The organism is Weissella paramesenteroides (assembly GCF_051903945.1).
In the GTDB taxonomy this organism is placed as follows: domain Bacteria; phylum Bacillota; class Bacilli; order Lactobacillales; family Lactobacillaceae; genus Weissella; species Weissella paramesenteroides_A.
The window spans coordinates 1,765,135-1,790,314 of sequence record NZ_CP192268.1; the positions used below are offsets into that span (position 1 = coordinate 1,765,135).

Genomic DNA, 25,180 nt, shown 5'->3' on the forward strand with positions numbered 1-25,180 from the left:
AATAGTTATTCTCCTAATTACCCTTTAAACCTAGCTCAGCAATCTTATGATCAATCAATGCTAATACTTCTTTTGCTGCTGATTCATCAGTAACGAAGTCATATTGATCACCATCAATACTTAATTTTGGTGAACGGTCATAAGACTCAAACCAAGCAACATAGCGTTCGTTCAAACTTTTGTAGTAGTTGTATAGTGATGGATCATTTGCAATCTGTTCAAAATCACGACCGCGCTTTTTAATGCGTTCCAACATCGTTTCAAAACTAACATGAATGTAAATCAGTAGATCCGGTGTCTTGACAATAGCATTATCAGAAAAATCTACTTGTTCCATGATGTTGTTTAATAAATCACCATAGATCTGCACTTCAGTTTGCGTCGCTCTATCCAAGTCTGCATTTAATTTAAATAATAATAAATCCTCAAAGATAGATCGATCAATTACATTTAATTGACTCCCTTGCGCATCCTTGATGTTATCCAAACGCTTATTTAAAAAATAATTTTGCAACAAAAATCCGTAACGCTTTGGGTCCTCATAAAACAATGGCAGAATAGGATTATCATCCACGGATTCATATAAGGCTTCACTTCCTAAATGTTCTGCGAGCATCGTTGTTAAGCTGGTCTTTCCAGCACCAATAGTTCCCGATAGTACGATCATCCTGTTGTCCTACTTTCCTTAATCAATATTATGTCTATTTTATCAAATTTTACGCCGACTAACACGTCTAGTTTTATAGGCTCTATACTTTCTAGCGTGAAACTAAAAATTTCACGCTTTTTATTTCGCCTTTTTCACAAATATAAAAAGACACCAATAATATACCGGCGTAAAATGTAATCGACGAAAAAAACAGATACGAGGTATTTATTGATGTCCATTAATGATTCTATCCTAAATTCAGTTGGTTTAACAGACAAAAACATTAAATTTTTAATTTCTGATAACGGTGATTTTAATGAATTAATGACCATAGGTCATGATCAACACCAAATCTTACGCTATCGCGCAACGTTAACGACAGTTCCAGAGCATTGTCCGCAATGTGGTTTCTTATTGTCGGGACATTTTTATCTGGCTGGTACCGATACTGCATCATACAAATTACCCACAGCAAACGGTTATCAACAAATTTTATTGTTAACCAAGCAACGTTATCAATGTCTACGTTGTAAAAACACATTTATAGCACAATCAAAAGATTTTATGTCCAATTCAACTATCTCACGGCCATTGTTACATCAAATTATTGATTTAGCAAAACGTGATATTTCCGAAAAAGATATTGCTTACATTTTGCATATATCACACAGCAAAGTTAATCGACTACTGCATCATGCCGCTAAAGCATATCGTACGAATTATACAAAATCATTACCTACGGTCATTTGTGTTGATGAAGTACTCTATGCAAAGCATCATTACGGTTTTGAAATGATAAATGGCACGACGAGTGATTTAATTGAGATTTTTCCAACCCGTACCAGTATAGATATTCGTAGGTATTTATCTAACTACGACCTATCTAATCGTCAACGTGTACAATACGTCGTTACTGATATGAACGCTAATTATAGCGCACCCTTACGGGTGATGTTTCCTAACGCTCAAATTATCATTGATCGTTTTCATATCATTCAATTAGCCATGAAGGCTGTACAATCCACACGTATCACACTACAACGAACAATTAATAATAAGCGTAGTCGTGTATATAAACTACTAAAATCTAACTGGCAATTCTTTATTACAGACCAGTCAAAGATAGACACAACGCAACCACGATGGTTCAAAGGAATTAATGAGTACCTATATCCACAAGATGCTCTACAACTTATCTTTGGTCTATCACCAAAATTCAAACAAGATTATAAAATATACCAAGCCGTCTTACGTGCGCAACGATCTCGTTCGTTTGATGAATTTTCAGTAATTTTATCGCAATACAAGCCCAATCACTCAGCAATGGACCAGGTGATTTTAACCTACAAGAAAAATCTAAAAAGTATCAGAAATGCCTTTTTACAAACACCTTCTAACGGACGTATTGAAGGCATTAATCGTCGCATTAAACAAATTGGCCGTACGGCATATGGCTATGGTAATTCATTGAATTATTTTTTCAGAATACGTCTACAACTATTCAATCGCAAACATATAAACGCTAGTTTTATGAACCTACTAACTAAAAAAAGCTTGCGAGTCTGACAAAATCATCAGATTCACAAGCTATATTTCACAAACTCTTTAGATCGATTTTACGATTTTTCACGCTATTTGACATAGAGCCGTTTTATAAACTCTATATTGACACAAAAAAGTCATCAAACTACCAACTTGAAGCCAGTAGCTTGATGACTTTAATTTTGTTAATAAACGTTTATTCGTTTCATGAATTACTTTTTACCAGTAACCACATGAATACGATTAACCGCACGCATTAAGGCAGCTTGTGCACGTGCAACATCATCCGTATCGCTTGCAGCTATATGCTTCTCAGCACGTTCCTTAGCCTGTTCAGCACGTTCAACATCAATGTCCTTTGCACGCTCTGCACTGTCAGAAACAATTGTTAATTGATTGTCAGAGAACTCTGCAAAACCACCACTAACAGCAATGATTTCTTCAAATCCTTCCTCTTCAGCAACAATCTTCACCTCGCCAATGTGCAACGATGCAATAATCGGTGCATGGTTTGCCATGATTCCCTCATCACCATTAGTTGTATCAAGCACAACCAATGATGCGGTCTCATATCCAAACACCACACCAGCTGGCGTTACCACCTTAACATGTAGGGTGTGTTCACTCATGGCGCCGCCCCCTTTGTTTAGTTAGCCATTTGAGCAGCTTTTTCGGCTACCATTTCAACGGCACCAACGTTACGGAAGGCATCTTCAGGATATTGGTCATACTTACCATCCAAAATTTCCTTGAAACTGCGCACAGTTTCAGTCAATGGTACGTATTGTCCAGGCAATCCCGTAAATGTCTCAGCAACAGAGAATGGTTGAGACAAGAAGAATTGGATACGACGAGCACGGTTAACAATCGTCTTCTCTTCGTCTGACAATTCATCCATTCCTAGGATAGAAATGATATCTTGTAGCTCACGGTAACGTTGAAGTGTGTGTTGTACTTCAGTTGCAACATCATAATGCTCTTGCCCAACAATTTCTGGTGCTAAGGCTGTTGACGTTGAAGCCAACGGATCCACGGCTGGGTAGATTCCTTGTTGTGTCAATGAACGCTCCAAGTTAGTTGTTGCGTCCAAGTGGGCGAACGTCGTTGCAGGAGCAGGGTCAGTATAATCGTCGGCAGGCACGTAAACGGCTTGAATTGATGTAACTGAACCTTTCTTTGTTGAAGTGATTCGCTCTTGCAATTGACCCATTTCAGTAGCCAATGTTGGTTGGTAACCAACGGCTGATGGGATTCGTCCAAGCAAGGCAGAAACTTCTGATCCAGCTTGCGTAAAACGGTAAATGTTATCGATGAATAATAGCACATCTTGACCATTAACATCACGGAAATGCTCAGCAATTGTCAAACCAGTCAAGGCAACACGCATACGTGCACCGGGTGGCTCATTCATTTGACCATAGACCATGGCAGTTTGCTTCAAAACACCAGATCCTTGCATTTCGTAGTACATGTCGTTACCTTCACGGGTACGCTCACCCACACCAGTAAAGACAGAAATACCATTATGACCTTGTGCGATGTTGTGAATCAATTCTTGAATCAACACCGTCTTACCAACACCAGCACCACCGAACAGACCAATTTTTCCACCACGAACATATGGTGCTAATAGATCAATAACTTTGATACCAGTTTCTAGAATTTCTGTTGATGTTGACAACTCATCGTATGCAGGTGCATCACGGTGAATTGGGTCACGTTGTACGTCGTCTCCTAGTGCTTCTCCACCATCAACTGGCTCTCCTAGCACATTAAACACACGTCCCAACGTTGCCTCACCAACAGGGACACTGATTGACTTTTCAGTGTCTGTTGCCGTCATTCCGCGGCGCAATCCATCAGTTGAATCCATGGCAATCGTACGTACGACACCATCACCCAATGACAAAGAAACTTCAACTGTCAATGTTTGATCATCACCTTTATCGATAACCAAAGCGTTGTTAATATCTGGAATCTTTGAGTCTGATGGAAAGGCAATGTCAACAACGGGACCAATGACTTGAACAACTTGTCCGGTATTCATTGTCGTTTCCTTCCTTCATTCGTATAAATCTGATGCAAGATGCTTTAATCCAAAGCGGCCATTCCACCAGTAATTTCTGTAATTTCAGTCGTAATTGCACTCTGACGCGCACGGTTGAACTGAAGACCAAGTGAATCAATAATTTCCTTGGCATTATCAGTTGCTGAAGACATCGCATTTGCAGATGCCGCATGTTCAGCAGTTTTCGCATCAATGATGGCACCATATACTAAACTTTCAGCATATTGTGGTAACACAACACCCAAAATTTGTTCAGCTGATGGTTCCATCTCATAGTCAGCCGTATACTTACTATCATCCTTAGATTCTTCCAAATCCTCTGTTGAAACTGGAAGCATCTTTTCGAGATGTACTTCGTTAGAAATACGACTGACAAAATGCTGATAACCCACAATTAATTCATCAAAGACTTCGTTATCATACATTGTCGTGACTGTCTTAACGATCTCCCGCACCTCTGTAAAGGTTGGCACATCAGATACGCCACGATATTCGTATGCAACATCAAATCCACGCTTCTTAAAGAAGTCAGCACCATTACCACCAACTGCTAAAATAACAACTTGATCAGGTGTCAATTGACGTTCCGTAATTCTAGCCATTAATTCCTTTAATAGCGTTGAATTATAGCCACCAACTAACCCACGATCAGATGATAGGACTAAGAATCCCACCTTTGATACATGCCGTTGTTCAAGCAACGTTCCTGACACATTGTTAATATGAGCAGTTGCAAGGTGTGCCACAACGTCATGAAGGGCATCGGCATAAACCGTATATGAACCACCATGACGTTGAATTTGACTTAATTTAGAAGTTGAGACCATTTGCATGGCACTCGTGATTTGACGCGTCTTTTTTGTTGAGGCAATTCGGCGTTGAATATCTTGTAAAGAAGCTGCCATTTATCGCCCCTCCTTTACTATTCTGCTGAGCTAGCAAATGTTGCTTTGAATTCCTTAATTGCTGCATCCATTGCATCAGTATCAGGCAAATTCTTTGTCTCGACGATTGTCTCGAACAAATCATTGTGTGATGCGTGAACGGCAGAAATTAATTCTGACTCAAAACGTAGAATGTCATCAACCGCAACATCATCCATAAATCCATGTGTCAAAGCATATAGTGATAACACTTGTTCTTCAACAGGAAGTGGTTGGTGTAATGGTTGCTTCAATAGTTCAACGGTACGACGACCACGTGCTAGCTTAACTTGCGTTGCTTCATCCAAATCTGAACCGAATTGGGCGAATGACTCAAGCTCCTTGTATGAAGCCAAATCCAAACGTAACGTACCAGCAACTTTCTTCATGGCTTTGATTTGTGCGTCACCACCAACACGAGAAACAGAAGTTCCGGCATCAATAGCAGGACGAACACCAGCGTAGAACTGATCAGAATCCAAGAAAATTTGACCGTCAGTGATTGAAATAACATTAGTTGGGATGTATGCAGAAACATCACCAGCTTGTGTCTCAATAATTGGCAAAGCCGTCATTGACCCACCACCTAGTTCGTCTGACAACTTGGCAGCACGCTCTAACAAACGTGAATGCAAGTAGAAGACATCACCAGGGTAGGCTTCACGTCCAGGTGGACGACGAAGAATTAATGACAGCTCACGATATGCCGTTGCTTGCTTTGACAAATCATCATAAATGATCAGCACGTGCTTGCCGTTATACATAAATTCCTCACCCATTGCAGCACCAGCATAAGGAGCTAGGTAAAGCATTGGGGCTGGTTCTGAAGGACTAGCGGTAACAACAATTGTGTAGTCCATGGCGCCCATACGACGCAAAGTTTCAACTTGTGTACGAACAGTTGACGCTTTTTGTCCAATAGCAACATAAACAACAATCATATCTTGATCTTTTTGGTTCAAGATTGTGTCAATAGCAACTGATGTCTTACCAGTCTTACGATCACCGATAATTAACTCACGTTGACCACGTCCAATTGGTACCAAAGAATCCACAGCCTTTAGACCAGTTTGTAGTGGTTCAAACACAGATTTACGCTCCATAACACCTGGAGCTTTAACTTCAACAGGACGTGTCTTTTCTGTTTCAATTGGGCCCATACCATCGACAGGTTGTCCCAAAGCGTTAACAACACGACCAATCAGTTGCTCACCAACAGGCACTTCCATGATACGACCAGTACGCTTAACAGTATCGCCTTCACGAATGCTGTCATAACCACCAAGAATAATGATACCAACATCATTTGATTCCAAGTTTTGCGTCATACCATAAACGCCATTCTCAAATTCGACAAGCTCACCAGCAAGGGCATTTTCCAACCCAGTTACGCGAGCGATACCATCACCAATGTAGGTAACAGTTCCAGTTTCTTTTACTGTTAAGTCGTCTTGATAATTGGCTAATTGCTTTTTGATGAGTGAACTGATTTCTTCAGCTTTGATGCTCATTTCAGCAGTTCCTCTTTCTTTATAGTGTGTCTATTCATCACACACAACATCAATTTCAACTAGAATTTCGATTACTAGCGGATGATACTCTGACGAATAGCAGCTAACTTAGTTGCTAATGATCCATCCAAAATTTGGTCATTGGCTTTAACAATAACCCCACCAAGCAAGTCCTCATCAACGATTTGCGTCAAACGCACTTCGTTAGCCTGATAACGTCGAACAAGTTGCTCTTTCAAGCGTGACACTTGCTCATCACTCAATGGCACCGCTGTTTGCACCTCTGCGTTCACAACACCAGCAGCTTCATTAACAAGTTCTTCATACTTAGTAATAATCGCTGGTAAGTTTTGGATACGACGGTAGTCATAAGTCATCTGAATTAGATTAGCGACTACTTGACTCGTTCCCTCAGATAAAGTCGCTAACATATTATGCTTAGCTGCTTCATCAATTCGCAAAGATAGCAATGCTTTCGTAAATTCTGGATTTTGTACTAATATATCACGAATGGCCGTCAATTCAGCCAGCGTGTTAGCATCAGTACCTTGATCATGGGTTAATTCGAACAAAGCAACGGCATATCGCTTAGCAATCGTTGCTTTATCTAATGCCATTACTTGTTACCTAACCCTTCAATATAAGCGTCAATAAGCGCTTTTTGATCATCTAATTTTAGTTCTTTCTGGATAATCTTTTGTGCGATGGTTACTGAAAGCTCAGCAACTTCACTCTTAACGTCAGCCATTGCTTCAGAACGTTCTTGTGCAATTTGTGCACTTGCTTGTTCCTTTGTAGCTTGGGCATCTGCCTGAGCATCAGCAACGATTTGGTCACGTTGCTTTCCAGCTGCTGTTTTAGCATCAGAAACGATGCTGTTGGCTTCAGTACGTGCTGATTGCAACTGTTCAGAACGCTTAGCAGCCATTTCTTCGGCTTGCTGACGCGCTTCTTCAGCAGTATCCAAATCGTGGGCAACCTTCTCCGCACGCTTTTCCATCATTTTTACTACCGGACCCCAAGCATACTTCTTAAGGAGAAGCATCAATACTAGGAATGCCACTAGCACAAACAACATGTTACCCAAAGCCAACCCTTCGCTAGCACCCGCTAGAACAATTTGATTAAACATAATTAGTTGGCCTCCGCGTTTCGATTATCGTGCTAACAACATGAAGGCAATAGCGATGGCGATGATTGGAACGGCCTCGACCAAACCAACTCCGATGAACATGTTCGTACGTAACTTACCTTCTAATTCAGGTTGACGCGCCGTACCAGCGATCATACTTGAAATAACAATACCATTACCAATACCAGCACCAATAGCGGCACCAGCTGCGGCAACTCCAACACCAATGGTTGCAACATCCATTTTTACAATCCTCCGATTAATTTAAACAGTTACTGTAGTTACTCTGTCTTTTCTGAAACATAGACAGTTGTCAAAGTGACGAAGACAAACGCTTGAATTGCCCCAATAAATAATGAAAATCCTTGCCATAGAATTGTGAGCAAGAATGCTGGTACAAATGAAATTGCACCGGCAGACTGAGCTAATTGCCACAATAGAGACAAAACCATTTCACCAGCAAAGATATTACCGAACAGACGTAGTCCCAATGTTAAGAAACTTGTAAACTGCTCAATAAGATTTAAGGGGAACAAGACACTAAACGGTGACAGATATACTGACTTGAAGTAATTCTTGAAACCTTGCTTTTCAACACCTAAGAAGTGGGCAATAGTAATAGCAATTAATGCTAATGTCATTGTCACTAATGGGTTAGCTGTTGGGGAATTCAAGAACGTATTACCACCAACATCAACCGTAAAGGCGACACCTAATTGATTTCCAACGAAGATGAACAAAAACATGGAAAATATGAAAAACTTCAAACTGTTACCAGTCTTATTTGGTAGTGATCCATCAACAATATTGTTGGTAAAATCAATGACCCACTCTAGCATATTCTGCTTGCTCTTTCCAGCCGGCTTCATCACCAACTTTCGAGAGGTCCAAAACGCTAACAGAAAAACTATTGTCATTGAAACCAATGTCGAAATTACCACGTTCCAATCAAACGTCAACCCCGCAATGCTAAAGGTCGCGGTTTTCTCCAATGAAATTCACCTCTTTCCTTTCTTGAAGTCTAATCAAGCGGCATGCATTTGAAACAGAACCGTTTAACTTTTACCACCTAATATTACCCCTTTTTGGACTTAATTCAATCATTAACAATCATAGGTACTTGTCCCATTTTTGCAACGCTTTTTTATAAAGCTTGTTATATCACCTTTTTCACTATTCCAAAAAAGAATAACAAAACTTTTTTATCCAAAATAGAAATGCTTATTATATATAAATATTAACTAAAAAAATAAAGACAGCTTTTTTTACAAAGACTGTCTTTATTTTTTATTTTTCAGAGGCGGCCTTTTCAGGCAATATTAAATTCAACACAATGCTCAGAACTGTTGCAATAGCAACACCTGAGAACTGTACGATGTTATTTCCATGTCCAATTTGTAGGTAGGCATTTCCAATACCAATAACCAAAACTGATGAGGTAATCATCAAGTTACGCTTCAGATTAAAGTCAAGTTTATTTTCAACAATAATACGTAATCCTGAAGCAGCAATGACACCAAACAACAAAAATGAAACACCACCAGTTACTGCACCAGGAATACTTTGAATGACTGCTGACAACTTGCCAACGAAAGAAAATAGAATCGCAAATATAGCTGCACCGATCAAGACATAAACCGAATGAACCTTAGTAATAGCCATTACACCAATGTTCTCACCATACGAAGTAACTGATGGACCTCCTACTAACCCTGCAAACAGTGAGGCAGCACCATCACCAGCTAAAGTTCGGTGCAAGCCAGGATTTTTGATATAATCACGCCCTGTCAGGTTATCTAAAACCATCAAATGACCTAAATGTTCAGTGATAGTTACTAACGCAATCGGCGCCATAACTAATACCGCGCCCCAATGCATGATTGGCGTATAGTCAACAAAAGGTATATCAAACTTTGGCAAGGCAAACCAAGCCGCATCAGCAACCGGCTTTAAATCAACCAACCCAACGACAATTGCTAGCAGATAGCCAGTAATTATACCTAATAGAATTGGGATCAACCCTAGAAAACCGCGTAGATACATATTAAAGAAGATTGTGACACCTAGTGTTACCATAGCAACTAAAAATACGCGAATATCATATTTACCATTCAATAGTGTTGCTGACTGAGCTGCTGAACCAGACAATGATAATCCAATTACCATGATAATCGGACCAACAACAATTGGTGGTAACAGTTTTTCAATCCATTCAGTACCAATAAAGCCAACAATTGCTGCGACAATTAAGTAAACGATACCGACAGAGATAACTCCAGTAGCCACACCTGGATAACCAGTTGTTTTCATTAAGGCAACCATTGGAATAATAAAAGCAAAACTTGACCCCATGTAGGCAGGAATTTGACGTTTTGTAATCAAAATATGCAATAACGTTCCAACACCTGAACTAAACAACGCAATTCCTGGATTTAGCCCAACTAATAGTGGTACTAAGACTGTTGATCCAAACATCGAAAACATATGCTGTAGCGATAACCCTATCCATTGCCAGAAACCTGGCTTCTCATTCACATCTAATACAACATCACGTTTCATTTCCATTGTGTTAATCCTTCCATATATAAACTTATAACCTGAAATAAAAAAGTTGCGGTATAAAAATACCCCAACTTGATAGATTTATCTAATATGATAGTTTCGCTCACCGCCAGATTTACACGACAGCACCAAAATAATCTTATTAGCCTCACAGGACCAAGTTAAAGTTATTTTTTAACGATTATAATTATATATCAGTTAACAAAATTAGTAAACAAAATTTCTAACAGTTAAACGTTTTAAATCACACGAATTTCGAAATTTCAGTTTCAATGATGTTTTCACCATCACTCATTGATAACACTTTACCATAGGTATTCTTAGCATTTAAAATGCCAACTAATACATCAACAACATTTTCAATACTATTTTGTGCTGGTGCATCTGGATTAAATGCAATTTTCCCTGAACCAGGTGCTTCTGTCAAAGCACCTGGTTGCAGAATCGTATAATTTAGTGTTGTATGATCGATCAACCAGTTGTCGGCAAAGAACTTGGCAATATTATAATCTCTTAGCTCCTTACCCCAAGCCTTAGGGTTTGTTGCTTGCCAACTACTTAACATAATAAACCGGTCAATACCAGCTTTTTCAGCCGCATTTTCTAACTTAACGGCACCAAATGCATCAACTTGTAGTAAGTTTTTCCCCTTTGAACCCGCAACAAAGTAAACTGCATCCAACTTTAAATCAAGTAGTTCATTGACTAATTGCTCTTCATCAATCAATACATCTAGTTTAGCCAGAACAACTCGTTTACTAGTATACGTATCATCCAAGTGACGGGTACCTGCAATCACTTCATTGCCTCCGGCTGCTAACTTTTCAACTAATAGGTGACCAACGCGACCACTTGCACCAACTACCAAAATTCTCATAAATACCCCTCTCTAAAAATAAAAAGGCTGGGACATACTCTTCTGTCCCAACCCCTTCACAACATTTCTATCGATAATAATGAAATTTTATTCGATTAATGAGTTCCAAACAAACGATCACCCGCATCACCAAGACCCGGAATAATATAACCATGTTCGTTAAGCTTCTCATCTAGACCAGCTGTATAAATATCTACATCTGGATGTGCCTTCTGAACTGTTTCGACACCAACTGGTGCTGAAACTAACGTGATTAACTTAATTTTTGTTGCGCCACGTTTTTTCAATGCATCAATTGCCATGACAGCAGAACCACCAGTTGCTAACATTGGATCAACCACCAAGACCTCACGTTGATCAATATCTTCCGGCAACTTAACAAAGTACTCAACTGGTTCAAGTGATTCTTCATCACGATACATACCAATATGACCAATTCGAGCAGCAGGGATCAACTTCATAATGCCATCAACCATTCCCAAACCAGCACGCAAAATTGGCACAATCGCAAGTTTCTTACCAGCAAGTGTTTTTTGCGTTGTTGTTGCAACTGGTGTTTCAACAACAACATCTTCAACTGGTAAATCACGTGTTACTTCATAAGCCATTAATGATGCAATTTCATCAACAATCTCACGAAACTCTTTTGTACCAACATTTTTATTACGAATAATCGTTAATTTGTGTTGAATTAATGGGTGATCAAAAACCGTTAGCTTACTCATTGCAAAGCTCCATTTCATTTTTCTCTATTATAACGCTTTTTTAATTAGCGTGTTCAATACCTGATAAAGGGAATCGACCCGTTAAGTCCAATACAGATTGTTCCACTGATGCAAGTGTTGCTTCATCTTCAGGATTAGCAAGTACCTTCAAAATTAATTCGGCCACTTCTACTGCTTCTGCTTCTTTGAAACCACGAGTCGTAATTGCAGGCGTCCCAATGCGAATACCTGATGTTACAAATGGGCTGCGTGGTTCATTTGGAATCGCTTCTTTATTTGTTGTAATATGCACGCTATCCAAGACATTTTGCGCTTTTTTACCAGATATGCCCGTTTTAGTGAGATCTAAATTAAATAGGTGGTTATCCGTACCACCTGAAACGACACGCACAAGATCTGATTTTGCAAAGACATCAGCCATAGCCTTTGCATTAGCAACAACTTGCTGACCATATGTTTTAAAACTAGGTTGCATAGCCTCATAAAAGGCAACTGCTTTACCTGCAATCACATGCTCTAATGGTCCACCTTGCGTTCCTGGGAAAATTGCTGAATTCAGTGCCTTACCCAATTCTTCTTTAGCTAAAATCAAACCGCCACGTGGTCCACGTAATGTTTTATGAGTTGTTGACGTCACAACATCAGCAATCCCGACTGGTGATGGATGAACCCCAGCTGCAACTAGACCAGCAATATGAGCCATATCAACCATTAAGTATGCCCCAACAGAATCCGCAATTTCACGGAACCGATCGAAATCAATAAAGCGTGAATATGCTGATGCACCAGTAACAATCAATTTCGGTTGATATTCGGCGGCTAATGCGGCAACTTGATCATAATCAATCCGTTCATTGTCATCCAATCCATAAGCATGGAATTGGTATGTTTTTCCCGAAAAGTTGACCGCAGACCCATGAGTCAAATGCCCTCCAGCGTTAAGGTCAAGTCCCAATACATGGTCACCAGGCTCTAATAACGCTGCATAAACAGCTGCGTTTGATTGTGACCCAGAATGAGGCTGTACATTTGCATACTCTGCCCCGAAAAGTTCTTTTACACGATCAAGCGCTAATTGCTCAACTTGATCAATATATTCTGTTCCACCATAGTATCGCTTATTAGGATAACCTTCAGCATACTTATTAGTTAGAATACTTCCTTGAGCAGCACGTACACCAGCAGATGCAATATTTTCTGAAGCAATCAATTCAATATTATGTTCTTGACGATCAGCTTCACGATCGATTGCAGCCCACAATTCAGGATCAAAATCACGGTAATTTGTCATTGGGTTTGACCTCCTTTAAGTCAAGCAGCTTAAATATGTAACAACTCAGTAATCCAGTGTCCACCTGATGCTTTACCTAAACGGTTATTATAAGCACCATTCACATCAACTTGCGGCATCGCAGCGACAAGAATAGTTTGTACATCCTTCTTATCGTCAAAATAACGTAACCCTGCAAATAATTTTGCAGCAGCTGTGTCATTATTATCTCCTAATGACCAAATAAAATCCATACCCGCTAGCTGATGTTTTTTAATTAAATCATTTGTTAACATTAGTCCAACTGGTTCAACTTGTGATTGCATCCAAATAATTGCCTGTGTCCAATCCTCTGGTGCAACCATATAAACTGCTTTATCAGGTGCATAATGGCGATATTTCATACCTGGTGCCTTTGGTGTTTCATTATCAGCCACACGATGAATTTCAGAATCGACTGGCATGCCAAGCACTGATTCTATTCGTGCTGGTGTAATTTTTCCTGGACGTAAAACTGCTGGCATGTCTGTTGATAGATCTAACACCGTTGATTCAACACCAATTTTAGTGGGTCCATCATCCAAAATACCGGCAATTTTACCATGTAAATCATGATAAACATGTTTTGCTAATGTTGGTGAAGGCTTACCAGATGTATTAGCTGAAGGACCAACAAGTGGTTTACCACTCTCACGAATTAACTGGCGAGTGGCATCATTGTCAGGCAAACGAACCGCTACCGTGTCCAAACCACCAGTGACTGTCATTGATAGTACACCTGGTTTAACAGGCACAATCATTGTTAGTGGTCCTGGCCAATAAGCAGCCATAAGCTTTTGCGCACGTTCATTTACAATTGCAAAATCTGCCACTTGTTCTGGGTCAGCAACATGCACAATCAAAGGATTATCTGAAGGACGACCCTTTGCTGCATATACTTTACCAACAGCCTTTTCATTATATGCATCTGCACCAAGTCCGTAAACAGTTTCAGTTGGAAAGGCAACTAATGAACCACGTTTAATTGCACGAGCTGCTGCATCCATTTCATCTACTGTCCATATTTTTGTTTCTGTCATTTTTACATCTCCCGCAAAACTTTAATCATTCGATCATGACCACTTAAATCTTGACGCAACGTTACGATGACATGAGGTAATGTGCTAAATAAATCAACAAGCTTTTCTCCTTGTTGATAGCCAATTTCAAAGTATGCGGCCCCACCTGGTTTTAGAAAATCCAGTAGGTCCATAGCCATTTTCTTATATAGTGCCAAGCCATCATCATCTGCATAGAGGGCAATGTCAGGTTCAAACATAACAACTGATTCGTCCATCAGTGATTGTTCATCACGACTAATATAAGGTGGATTGGCAACAATAATATCAAAAGTACCTGTGACACCTGTAAACAAGTCACTTTGTAATAGTTGCACTGATGATGCGTATAGTTGCGCATTTTCTTTTGCAACGGCCAATGCGTCTGCAGAAATATCAGCGCCAAACACGTCCCAACTAGTACGCTCTGCGCTTAACGAAACAGCAATCGCACCTGAACCAGTACCAATATCTAATACGCGTTGCTTAATATTTGCCGGATGATCTGTTAATACCCATTCCACAAGTTCTTCAGTTTCCTGTCGCGGAATCAAGACACGTCGATCCACCTGAAATTCACGGCCATAAAACGCAGCATGTCCAAGGGCATATTGCACTGGTTGTCCACCTTTAATCGCCCGCACAGCGACCATAAATCGAAGACGCTTTTCATCTTCTAAAACAGTGTTTAAGTTATTTGCTAATTGCGCATAGTTCCAATCCATCATGCCAGTCAATAAATAATCGATTTGTGCCATACGCTCGTCTATATCATGAATGTATGGCTCTAATTGCCAATCTCCCCATTCACGAACAGCTTGAATAGTCCATTGTTCATCAAACATACGTTTATATTACCCTTGCTTTAAGGCTTCAAGCTTTGCTGTTTGGTCAGCAATCAACAAAGCATCGATCACATCTGCTAATTCACCGTTCATAATACGGTCTAATTTATTCAGCGATAGACCAATACGATGATCAGTCACACGATTTTGTGGATAATTGTACGTGCGAATTCGTTCAGAACGGTCACCAGTTCCGACTGCTGTCTTACGTTGTTCAGCATATTCAGCTTCATTCTGTGAAGCGTAATAATCGTACACACGGGCCTTTAAGATTTCCATTGCCTTGGCACGGTTCTGTTGTTGTGAACGCTGATCTTGCATCGCAACCACGATACCTGTTGGTAAATGAGTCATACGTACGGCTGAAGATGTCTTATTGATGTGCTGACCACCGGCACCAGATGAACGATACACATCGACACGCAAATCTTTATCTGCAATTTCGATATCAACGTCTTCATATTCTGGCATCACACCAACTGTCGCTGTTGAAGTATGGACACGACCTGCCGATTCGGTTTCTGGCACTCGTTGTACACGATGCGCACCATTTTCAAACTTTAACTTTGAATAGACATTATCACCAGTGATCATTAAGACAATTTCCTTGTAACCACCAATTTCTGTCTTATTTTCATAAATGATTTCAACTTGCCAGCCTTGTTTTTCAGCGTAACGAACATACATATCATAAAGATCAGCTGCAAACAATGCACCTTCATCACCACCTGCTGCTCCGTGAATTTCCATGATAATATTCTTATCATCATTAGGATCCTTAGGTAGTAATAAAATCTTAATTTGATCTTCTAATGCTTCTTTTTCCACACGAAGATCCTTCAATTCTTCTTTAGCTAGTTCTTCTAGCTCTGAATCATTGGCTTCTTCACGTAAAATTTCTTCATTTTCTTCGATACCTGCAACCACTTGTTTGTAGTGCTTAAAGGTCTCGACCGTCTCACGTAAACTACCTTCTTCTTTAGACAATGCTAAAAAGCGTTTTGTGTCTGCAATGACTTCTGGATCAGAAATCATTTCACTGACTTCTTCATAGCGATCCACAACAGACTGCACTTTTTCAAAAATTTCATCCATATCTTTTCAATTCCTTAACTTATTTTATTTATTATGCAATCCTGTCCGACGAGCTAATGCTTGTAAATCAGGATGATTATAATGTTTCCGACAAACTGGCATATAGGCTTCATCCCCACCAATTTGAACTTGTTCACCTTCATATACAGGTTGACCATTAGAGATACGTAAATTCATAATAGCCTTCCGCCCGCAAAATGAGCAGAGTGTTTTCATCTCTTCAATTTTATCAGCATAAATCAATAATGCCTCCGAACCCGGAAATAGTTGATTAAACGCATCATTTTTTAGACCAAAAGTCAGTACTGGAATATTTAATTCATCCACAACCCTCGTTAGTTGCAAAACTTGTGCTTTAGTCATAAATTGTGCTTCATCAATCAGTACAGCTGCAACCGACTTATTTTGTGATATTAATTCAAATAAGTCATCGGTCGTTTGAATTGCTTGCGCCGCACGTTGCATACCGATTCGTGATGCGATTTCGCCAACTCCTGATCGATTATCAAGCGCACTGGTTAAGAGCAGCACACGTCTTTGCTGCACTTCATAGTTATGTGCAACTTTTAAAATCTCAATACTTTTACCACTGGCCATTGCACCATAACGAAAGAATAATTGCGCCATCTTTTCTGCCTTTCTCCTGTATAAATCCAGTTTACACTCCAGTCTAGTATACCAAAAATGTGAATAAAAAAAAGAGAACGGCGTTAACACTCATCCTCTTCATCAGTATAGTTAGAAAAACTCAGGTGTAATCGTTGCAATTTTTTCTTGCCAATCAATATCTGGGTATTTCCGTTCCAAAGCAAGCTGTAAAATATGTAGGGCCAAATTTCCATTACGGGTCAAAATAGGGCCATGGAAGTACGTACCATAAACATTACGGTACACTAACCCCTCGCCACCATCTTCACCGTTATTACCATTACCTTTAATCACTTTACCTAGTGGACGCTCATCATCACCTAAGAAAGTTCGTCCTTGGTGATTTTCAAAACCATGATACTCTAAATCATTAACTTCATCATGGATTGTTACATTACCAATAAAACGATTATCAGGCTGGTTTAATGTGTAATGACTTAACGCACCGATCCCATCAACCCTCGTACCATCAGCTAACAAAAAATACTGGCCCAATAATTGGAAACCACCACAAACGCCCAATAATGGCCCATTTGTTTCAATATATTGTTTCAAAGCTGGTGCTTTATCTGGTAAATCATCAGCGACAATCATTTGTTCATAATCCTGGCCACCACCAAATAACACGAAATCATAAGCAGTTGGATTAAATTCATCCCCTAATGAAACAATTGTCTCATCAACAGCAACCCCAATTTGTTGCGCATAATATCTGAGGGCAACAATATTACCAAAATCACCGTACGTATTCATTAAATCACCGTACAAGTGTGCTGTATGTAACTTATAATCAGCCATTGGCTTATTCCCCCATTCCTGTATGAATATAATTTTGTTGTTTCAATTCTGCACGTAATTGTAGCATTGCGGTGTAGGTTGCTAAGATATAAACCCGCTTAGTTGGCATTGACTTGATTGCCGTTACAATTTGCTTCAAGTCTTGATAAACTGGATGATCACCAAAACCAGCCATCTTTAATCGAACATAAAGGTCTTTGTAACGTTCACCACCTGTTGCCACAGCTTGAATACCAGTATCATGTAATGATTCAAAATTGGCATCCCATATCCAACTGGTATCAATACCATCCGCATAGTTAGCATTTAACAGGGCAATCATTGAGAATGGTTGATCATCAGTTTTCATCATATCAATCACTTGATTAGCACCTACTGGATTTTTGATTAAGACAATGGTTACTTCTTTATCATCGACTTTGACCGCTTCTTGGCGTCCAAATATTTGCGCATTAGATGAAAAGGCTCGTTGAATTTGCGCCACTGACACACCCATATAACGACCAACTGCATAAGCTGCTAGTGCGTTATAAATATTGTACATACCACCAATTTCAATCTGGAAAGTCTTGCCATCAATATCAAAATTCGATGAAATTGGTGTTAATTTATTCAACTTTGTCACTGCATAGTTCAAGGCTGGTCGTTTAAAATCATCAGTTACCGAAAAATAATCTCCCTGATTACCAAATGTCATAAAATGATAATGCAAGATGGCATTATCTGTCGGTGATAACACACCATCAGTATTATGTGGCGCTTTCATATCTCCAGTAGCTGGCACATGATCAAACCCATAATAAACTTTTGGATTGGGCAAATCGCCACGCATAAAAATTGGCGAATCAGCATTAGCAATCACAGTTGCTTCAGGAAAGAGACGAATACCTTTTAAAATTTTCTCATAAGTTGTGTAAATTTCGCCATATCGATCCATTTGATCACGAAAAATATTTGTTAACACAAATGCTTTAGGTTTCAATTGTTTAGCAACGGCAGCCACATTGGCTTCATCAACTTCAAGTAAAGCCACCGGCCGTTGTTTTTTATCAGTAACTTTAGCTGTCAGCATGGTACCAGTAATTCCCTGCATCATATTTGATCCAGACGGATTGGTGATGACATCAGCATATTTTTCTCGTAATACCCGTGTCGTCAACGTTGTGGTCAACGTCTTCCCGTTCGTTCCAGTAATCAGGATAACGTCATATTTTTCAGCATAGCTTTGCATCACATCAGGGTCAATTTTTGTTGCTAATTTCCCGGGCAATGAGGTTCCACCACGGTGTAATATATCATGCAATACAGCATAAGTACCCTTTCCAACCAAAGTTGCTAATCCACTCTTAAGGCTCATGTTATCCTCCTGCTTGTGCTTATTGATCACACATTTTTATCTTCAACTTTATTTGTAGTAATCATCTATCAAATTTTACCATTTTGAAATAAATAAAGACACCACTGTTCATATGACAGTTGGCGCCTTTAACATAAATGTTACGATTCTATATTATAGTGATTTTGGCCCAGGTGTTGATGTGATTAAGGTTGCACGTCCATTAATTGTCCATGATTCAACATCGTTAGGTAAAATAAAACTAGCCCCTTTAGCTAAGGAATAAGTAACCCCAAAGGCAGTTAATTCAATGTCACCATCAACAACCGTTGCTAATGTATAAGGTGCCGTTGCATCGACCGTTGCTCGACCTGCAATTTCCCATTTAACAACATTGAAATATGGTGCAGTGACCAATTCCGTGAGCGTTAAATCCTCAATATGTGAAACCTTTTGTTCTGGCTTAGTAGGGACAAACGGAACTGTTGTCACATTCTTAGCATCAGCTAAATGCAAATCCCGCTTTTCACCTGTCTTTGCATCGACACGATCAAAATCATATACACGATACGTCACATCTGAAGACTGTTGCGTTTCCAATGTTAATACACCTTCACCCAGTGCATGCAATGTACCAGAAGGAACATAAAAGAAATCACCTGCTTTGACCGGAACTTTTTGTAATAATTTATCCCAATCCGCATGATCGACCTCTTGATCGAAGGTTTGCTTATCTTTGGCTGTATGCCCATAATAAATGGTTGCCCCTGGTTCAGCAGATAAAATATACCAAGACTCTGTTTTACCTAATTCACCTGCATGCTCACCTGCATATTTATCATCAGGATGTACTTGAACAGATAAATCACGATGAGCATCTAAGATTTTTACTAATAATGGAAATGGCCGCTCAACATCTTTGTTCGCAAACAATGTTGGTTCATCATGCCATAATTCTGCAACTGTTTTCCCCGCATATTTACCATTAGTAACCGTAACTGGTCCATTGGGATGCCCCGAAATCACCCATGCTTCACCGGTATTTTCTGATGGAATTTCAAAATCGTAAACGTCACGTAAATCTGTACCACCCCAAATTTTTTCATGTAATGCTGGCTTTAATATCAATGGTTCTGTCATCATGTTCCCCCGACTAATTATATATTTAACGATAAATAAATGTTTGACAACCATCCCTGCTGAGCAACGTGATACCACGTAACTCCTGAAGGATCTTTTACTTGTTCTGTAACTTCTACGGCAACACCATGCTGGATCCGACCAATTTCGTGACCGTATGGTTGTGAATAAACAGCAACATCAGCACCCGGAATATAATCAACCTGCCCTTGTGCACTAAATGGCGTTGGTTGCCAAACAGTTGGTCGCTTCCACTCGGCCACCGGTTGTTGATGTTGGCCATCATTATCAGTTAGCTTCATGGTTTGCATATCATACTTGAGCCACCTTGAATCTGCTAATTGATACCAAAAATCGCCAGTCCGTGTTGCCATTCGTTGCGCAACCTTCACAACAGACCCTGCCCACAATTTCTGACCAGTTTCAGTTGCATCTTCTACCCCAACTACTGGCTGTATATTAGCAAAAATATGCAAATATTTGTGCGTTAATTTTTCTGTTTCAGCAACATCTTCACGCTGATAGTAAAATGTTGTCGTATACATTTTTTGCTCATCAAAAGTACCAGTGAGTGTGCCTTCCGAAGACACAAAACGATAGCCTGGTATTGACTCAGGATCAATTGAAAATGTTTCACCAACATAACCGTCAATTAACCGTGCACGTGTCAGCGCACTTTTTGTATCAACATCTTTTGCATAAACCCATACGGGCATCCCACTTAGTTGAAAGTCAGCCATCTGCGCTGCCTCCTAATCGTCATTTATTAGTTCTATCATACCAATTAAATGAAATTTTTTCTTCTTTTATTGACGTCCTTTTACTTTTTATTTAGGATTCATTTCTTTATAAAAAACAATCATTAGATTTTTTTCATTTATCTGGTTGACTTTTAATTTTCAAACATGTATATTAAATATATTCGCTGGTTAATTATTGCTCTGTAGTTCAGTGGTAGAATAACTCACTGTTAATGAGGAGGTCGCTGGTTCGAACCCAGCCAGAGCAGTTATATAAAAGAAATATTCTGATCATTTCAAAACATCTCTTTTATATATAAGATAAATTAAAAGAACTTTCATTTATCTGGTTGACTTTTAATTATAAGCATTGTATATTAATTACATTGCTTGATACGATTATTGCTCTGTAGTTCAGTGGTAGAATAACTCACTGTTAATGAGGAGGTCGCTGGTTCGAACCCAGCCAGAGCAGTTACATAGTAAAAAGATGTTGTACTTCATTTGAAGCGCAACATCTTTTTTTGTACGAAAAAAGGACTGAAATTTCTTTTTAAAATTTCAACCCTTTTTCTACAATTAATCAAAGACCATTTGATTCTTATACAATTCAGCGTAAAAGCCATTTTGTGCAAGCAAAGCTTCATGATTACCTTGTTCGATAATACGGCCATCCTTCAAGACAACAATCTTATCGGCATTCAAAATTGTCTTCAAACGATGGGCAATGACAAAACTTGTTCGACCAGCAATGACATTATCCATAGCACGCTGAATCTTCTCTTCTGTTACTGTATCCACGTTTGATGTTGCTTCATCTAATATCAACAAATCTGGTTGTGTCAAAATCGTACGAGCAATCGATAACAGTTGCTTTTGACCAGTAGAGAAAACTGAATTTTCATCAGAAACCTCAGTGTCGTACCCATGTTCCAGCGTCATAATGAAATCATGGATATTAGCTTGCTTTGCAGCGTAAATAACCTCTTCTTCTGTCGCATCAGTCTTTCCAAAAGTAATATTATCGCGAACCGTCCCGGTAAACAGCACAGACTCTTGTAGCACAATCCCAACATTATCTCGTAATGCCGTTAAATCCATATCACGAACATCGACATCATCAAACAAAACTGCACCAGATGTGACATCATAAAAACGGTTCAGCAGGTTCATAATCGTTGTTTTACCAGATCCAGTTGGTCCAACTAAGGCAACCATTTCTCCCTTTACAACATCAATATCGACACCGTGGATGATTTCACGTTCCTCATTATAACCAAAGTGAACATCTTGCAACTTAATATCATGTTGCACACCAGCAAACTGCACACCATTCTTTGGATTAACTTCTTCATCTTGGTTAAAAATATCATTCAAACGATGCACACCAGTCATCGCTTGTTGCATCATATTGTATAGCGATGTAATTTGTGAAATTGGTTGGAAATATTGTTGTGAGAATGAAACGAAAGTAACGATTAATCCCAATCCAGTTGCACGTGATGCAACATCACCAGATAAGGCAAGCTTCGCACCAAAGAAGATAATAATCGCCAAGTTAAATAATCCTAAACCTTGCATGATAGGATTAAGGACCCCTGACCAAGCTTGTGAACGAACCATTGCCTGTCGAACCTTTTCATTATGTTCGACGAAACCTTCAATAGAGTCTTTTTGCAAACCGTTAGTGATAATTACCTTTTCACCATTTATTTGCTCATTAATGTACCCATTCAAATGTCCAACTTCAGCTTGTTGAATATCAACATACTTTTTTGCTTGAATCATGATCACAATACCGACGATGACAACAAGTGGTGTCGTTGCCATCGTTGCTACAGCCATTTTAGGACTCTCGTTAAACATCATCCAGATAACCCCAATAAACATGACCACTTGTTGCAAAATTTGGAATAATGCATTATTCATGGCATTGAAGATATTATCTAAATCAGATGTAAAACGTGACAAAATTTCACCGTCTTGATGATTATCAAAATAACGTACGGTCATTCGTTGTAATTTGGCAAACAAACCAGTACGCATATCATTCACTGCTTTTGGTGCCACAATTGCTTGCAATAGACCGTTGATAAACAAAGCAGCTAAAATCATTAAGGTAAATAATCCAAATAATAATAACGCTTGATGAAAATCAGCGAGACTAGCTTGGCTTTTCGTCATCGGATTAAGATAAGTCATCAAATATTTTGATAATTCAGTGATTGAACGACCCATATAAACTGGCGCTTTCACTTGCAGCCAAGTTGCTAAAATTGTAAATACCAAAATAAAAAACAAGGCAACCTTGAAACGTTTCAAGTAGTGGGCAAAGAACTTTGCAGATTCATTTAAATTATTCTTCATTATTCATTGCCTCCTTTGCTTTTTGGGTTGCATAAATCTCCTGATAAACTGGTGATGTTTGCATTAATTCTGAATGCGGTCCATACGCCACCATTTCACCATTATCTAAAACCAAAATATTATCTGCATTGATGACTGAAGAAATTTTTTCAGCAATGATAAATGTTGTCGTATCACCCAGTTCTTCATCCAATGCTTGTTTTACTAATTTTTCAGAACGTGCATCCAAAGCTGATGTCGAATCGTCCAAAATCAGTATTTTTGGCTGACCGATCACACCACGAGCAATTGATAAACGCTGCTTCTGGCCACCAGAGAAATTGGCTGATCGTTCCTCAACTACATGTTCGTAATTATCATCATATTGTTCAATAAATTCTGCTGCTTGCGCAATGTTTGCAGCACGTTTCATATCTGATAATTGTGCAGTTGCCATTCCTTGACGTAGGTTATCAGCAATCGTACCCGAGAACAATGTTGCCTTTTGCAAGACAAAGGAAACTGTTTGGCGTAATGAATGCTCATTGATATGTTTCAAATCAACGCCACCAACTTTAACCGTTCCTGCACTAGGATCATAAATACGCGGAATCAATTGTGCCAAAGTTGATTTACCAGACCCTGTAGCTCCAACAATACCAATCATTTCACCAGGCGAAGTTTTAAACGAAACATGCTTTAATGTTGGATGGTCATCATCTTGATAGGTAAATGACACATCATCAAATTCAACACTACCATCCAAATCTTGACGTTCATTATTTTCATAAGTAAATTCTGGCTCGGTGTCCATAACTTCTTGAATACGTCCCATTGAGACGAACGCACGTGTTGCAAAGGACATCATCATCCCACCAATAATAATGGCGTTCATGATAATCATAATATAGTTAGTAAAACCTGTAATTTGAGCTAATAATTCAGGTTGTGCATCGACCATGTTTCCGACTGAATAGATGGCAACGACCATTAGCCCCTGCCCAACGAACATAAATGCTGGCATAATCAACGCAAAAATATAACCAATTTGGATATTAACATCACGCAACTCATTTGAGACATCAGTAAAACGTGCTTCCTCATTCGCTTCTTGGTTAAATGACTTAACCACACGCACACCTTGCAAATTTTCTTTTGCTTTAGCATTAACTTTGTCCATCAACCATTGGATCTTCCCAAAGCGCTTTCCCAAGTTTTTGACAACAATGTAAGAAATAAATCCCACAAGGATAATCATTAAAATGACGATCCACCATAATTTGGGAATTGATCGCATGGCTAAAATAAAGCCACCAACAAATAAAATTGGCATCCGCATTAATGGTTGCAATACAAGCATCAACACGTTTTGAATTTGCGTGATATCATTCGTTAATCGAACAACCAAATTTCCAACTGAAAATTTTTCAATATTTGCAAATGAAAATGTTTGAATTTTACGATAAGTCGCTTCACGTACATCAGCAGAAATCCCTTGTGATGCTCGTGCTGCAAAGATCGTATTCAAAATACCGGCCGTCAGACCAATAAGAGCTAACACCAATAATTGAATCCCAATTTTGTTAACCTTGCCCATATTGTCATCCGTAATTGCCTGCACAATATCACTAAGCAATGTTGGTTGTAGTAACATCGCCACTGACGAGATGGTAACCATCAAAATGGCAATGGTCAAATCAAGTTTATAACGCCCAATAAAAGGCTTGAGCAACTTCATTTGTCTTCCTCCCATAACACATATTTTTTATTCATGTAGTATGCTATTGTATCACTACTTCGCGTATAATTGTCAATCTACTTTACAAAAACTAGAGATAAAAAAACCAACAACACTTTCATGTTCTTGGATTCTCTA

24 protein-coding genes and 2 tRNA genes are annotated in these 25,180 nt (G+C 39.1%); 3 read left to right on the top strand and 23 right to left on the bottom strand.

Going from position 1 to position 25,180, the window contains the following annotated elements:
* Positions 1-13: 13 nt before the first annotated feature.
* The gene (locus ACQ4QH_RS08750) at positions 14-667 is read right to left on the bottom strand and encodes a deoxynucleoside kinase (protein ID WP_439818550.1); all 654 of its coding nucleotides are present in this window, start codon (positions 665-667) and stop codon (positions 14-16) included.
* A 213-nt stretch (positions 668-880) separates the two neighbouring features.
* On the opposite strand from ACQ4QH_RS08750, the gene ACQ4QH_RS08755 reads away from it, so the two are divergent.
* The gene (locus ACQ4QH_RS08755) at positions 881-2,215 is read left to right on the top strand and encodes an ISL3 family transposase (protein WP_439818095.1); all 1,335 of its coding nucleotides are present in this window, start codon (positions 881-883) and stop codon (positions 2,213-2,215) included.
* 188 nt (positions 2,216-2,403) lie between these two features.
* Here the strand turns inward: ACQ4QH_RS08755 and ACQ4QH_RS08760 are convergent, their stop codons facing one another.
* The 20 genes from ACQ4QH_RS08760 to ACQ4QH_RS08855 all read right to left on the bottom strand — a co-directional run bounded on the left by ACQ4QH_RS08760 (position 2,404) and on the right by ACQ4QH_RS08855 (position 20,958).
* Complete coding sequence (locus tag ACQ4QH_RS08760) at positions 2,404-2,820, bottom strand: F0F1 ATP synthase subunit epsilon (RefSeq protein ID WP_439818551.1); 417 nt, start codon at positions 2,818-2,820, stop codon at positions 2,404-2,406.
* 17 nt (positions 2,821-2,837) lie between these two features.
* Positions 2,838-4,238, bottom strand: coding sequence for a F0F1 ATP synthase subunit beta (atpD, locus tag ACQ4QH_RS08765; protein WP_439818552.1), 1,401 nt, complete (start codon positions 4,236-4,238; stop codon positions 2,838-2,840).
* A gap of 44 nt (positions 4,239-4,282) precedes the next feature.
* The gene (locus ACQ4QH_RS08770; RefSeq protein WP_002828029.1) at positions 4,283-5,164 is read right to left on the bottom strand and encodes a F0F1 ATP synthase subunit gamma; all 882 of its coding nucleotides are present in this window, start codon (positions 5,162-5,164) and stop codon (positions 4,283-4,285) included.
* A gap of 17 nt (positions 5,165-5,181) precedes the next feature.
* Positions 5,182-6,693, bottom strand: a complete 1,512-nt coding sequence (gene atpA, locus ACQ4QH_RS08775) for a F0F1 ATP synthase subunit alpha (RefSeq protein WP_439818553.1) — start codon at positions 6,691-6,693, stop codon at positions 5,182-5,184.
* Between the two features lie 74 nt (positions 6,694-6,767).
* Positions 6,768-7,310: an ATP synthase F1 subunit delta gene (gene atpH, locus ACQ4QH_RS08780; protein ID WP_439818554.1), complete on the bottom strand. Its 543-nt coding sequence runs from the start codon at positions 7,308-7,310 to the stop codon at positions 6,768-6,770.
* A complete protein-coding gene (gene atpF / locus ACQ4QH_RS08785) occupies positions 7,310-7,825 on the bottom strand; it encodes a F0F1 ATP synthase subunit B (RefSeq protein WP_002828032.1) in 516 nt (171 codons plus the stop codon). The genes atpH and atpF overlap by 1 nt, the downstream gene beginning before the upstream one ends.
* Before the next feature lie 24 nt (positions 7,826-7,849).
* A complete protein-coding gene (atpE, locus tag ACQ4QH_RS08790) occupies positions 7,850-8,068 on the bottom strand; it encodes a F0F1 ATP synthase subunit C (RefSeq protein ID WP_002828033.1) in 219 nt (72 codons plus the stop codon).
* A 38-nt stretch (positions 8,069-8,106) separates the two neighbouring features.
* On the bottom strand, positions 8,107-8,817 hold the full coding sequence (gene atpB / locus ACQ4QH_RS08795) for a F0F1 ATP synthase subunit A (protein WP_140836476.1): 711 nt from the start codon (positions 8,815-8,817) through the stop codon (positions 8,107-8,109).
* 295 nt (positions 8,818-9,112) lie between these two features.
* Positions 9,113-10,390 (bottom strand): solute carrier family 23 protein, encoded by a 1,278-nt coding sequence (locus tag ACQ4QH_RS08800; RefSeq protein ID WP_439818555.1) that lies wholly within the window; start codon positions 10,388-10,390, stop codon positions 9,113-9,115.
* 241 nt (positions 10,391-10,631) lie between these two features.
* Positions 10,632-11,264, bottom strand: a complete 633-nt coding sequence (locus tag ACQ4QH_RS08805) for an NAD(P)H-binding protein (RefSeq protein WP_439818556.1) — start codon at positions 11,262-11,264, stop codon at positions 10,632-10,634.
* A 95-nt stretch (positions 11,265-11,359) separates the two neighbouring features.
* Positions 11,360-11,989: a uracil phosphoribosyltransferase gene (gene upp, locus ACQ4QH_RS08810; protein WP_040760557.1), complete on the bottom strand. Its 630-nt coding sequence runs from the start codon at positions 11,987-11,989 to the stop codon at positions 11,360-11,362.
* 40 nt (positions 11,990-12,029) lie between these two features.
* Positions 12,030-13,280 (bottom strand): serine hydroxymethyltransferase, encoded by a 1,251-nt coding sequence (glyA, locus tag ACQ4QH_RS08815; protein ID WP_439818557.1) that lies wholly within the window; start codon positions 13,278-13,280, stop codon positions 12,030-12,032.
* Positions 13,281-13,309: 29 nt separating this feature from the next.
* The gene (locus tag ACQ4QH_RS08820) at positions 13,310-14,338 is read right to left on the bottom strand and encodes an L-threonylcarbamoyladenylate synthase (protein ID WP_439818558.1); all 1,029 of its coding nucleotides are present in this window, start codon (positions 14,336-14,338) and stop codon (positions 13,310-13,312) included.
* Between the two features lie 2 nt (positions 14,339-14,340).
* Positions 14,341-15,201: a peptide chain release factor N(5)-glutamine methyltransferase gene (gene prmC / locus ACQ4QH_RS08825; protein ID WP_439818559.1), complete on the bottom strand. Its 861-nt coding sequence runs from the start codon at positions 15,199-15,201 to the stop codon at positions 14,341-14,343.
* Positions 15,202-15,210: 9 nt separating this feature from the next.
* Positions 15,211-16,296, bottom strand: coding sequence for a peptide chain release factor 1 (gene prfA / locus ACQ4QH_RS08830; protein WP_439818560.1), 1,086 nt, complete (start codon positions 16,294-16,296; stop codon positions 15,211-15,213).
* Between the two features lie 24 nt (positions 16,297-16,320).
* On the bottom strand, positions 16,321-16,923 hold the full coding sequence (locus ACQ4QH_RS08835; protein WP_439818561.1) for a thymidine kinase: 603 nt from the start codon (positions 16,921-16,923) through the stop codon (positions 16,321-16,323).
* A gap of 111 nt (positions 16,924-17,034) precedes the next feature.
* Positions 17,035-17,742, bottom strand: coding sequence for a type 1 glutamine amidotransferase (locus ACQ4QH_RS08840; RefSeq protein WP_439818562.1), 708 nt, complete (start codon positions 17,740-17,742; stop codon positions 17,035-17,037).
* 4 nt (positions 17,743-17,746) lie between these two features.
* Entirely contained in the window at positions 17,747-19,099 is a 1,353-nt protein-coding gene (locus ACQ4QH_RS08845; protein ID WP_439818563.1) for a MurT ligase domain-containing protein, read from the bottom strand.
* 153 nt (positions 19,100-19,252) lie between these two features.
* Positions 19,253-20,218: a mannose-6-phosphate isomerase, class I gene (gene manA, locus ACQ4QH_RS08850; protein WP_439819521.1), complete on the bottom strand. Its 966-nt coding sequence runs from the start codon at positions 20,216-20,218 to the stop codon at positions 19,253-19,255.
* Positions 20,219-20,235: 17 nt separating this feature from the next.
* On the bottom strand, positions 20,236-20,958 hold the full coding sequence (locus ACQ4QH_RS08855; protein ID WP_439818564.1) for a MucBP domain-containing protein: 723 nt from the start codon (positions 20,956-20,958) through the stop codon (positions 20,236-20,238).
* A gap of 197 nt (positions 20,959-21,155) precedes the next feature.
* On the opposite strand from ACQ4QH_RS08855, the gene ACQ4QH_RS08860 reads away from it, so the two are divergent.
* Positions 21,156-21,227, top strand: a tRNA-Asn gene (locus ACQ4QH_RS08860).
* A 134-nt stretch (positions 21,228-21,361) separates the two neighbouring features.
* Positions 21,362-21,433: transfer RNA gene (locus tag ACQ4QH_RS08865), tRNA-Asn, on the top strand.
* Between the two features lie 104 nt (positions 21,434-21,537).
* Here ACQ4QH_RS08865 and ACQ4QH_RS08870 read toward each other — a convergent pair.
* Together ACQ4QH_RS08870 and ACQ4QH_RS08875 are read right to left on the bottom strand one after the other, a co-directional pair.
* Positions 21,538-23,325: an ABC transporter ATP-binding protein gene (locus ACQ4QH_RS08870; protein ID WP_439818565.1), complete on the bottom strand. Its 1,788-nt coding sequence runs from the start codon at positions 23,323-23,325 to the stop codon at positions 21,538-21,540.
* Positions 23,315-25,042, bottom strand: a complete 1,728-nt coding sequence (locus tag ACQ4QH_RS08875) for an ABC transporter ATP-binding protein (RefSeq protein WP_439818566.1) — start codon at positions 25,040-25,042, stop codon at positions 23,315-23,317. The genes ACQ4QH_RS08870 and ACQ4QH_RS08875 overlap by 11 nt, the downstream gene beginning before the upstream one ends.
* Between the last annotated feature and the right edge of the window lie 138 nt (positions 25,043-25,180).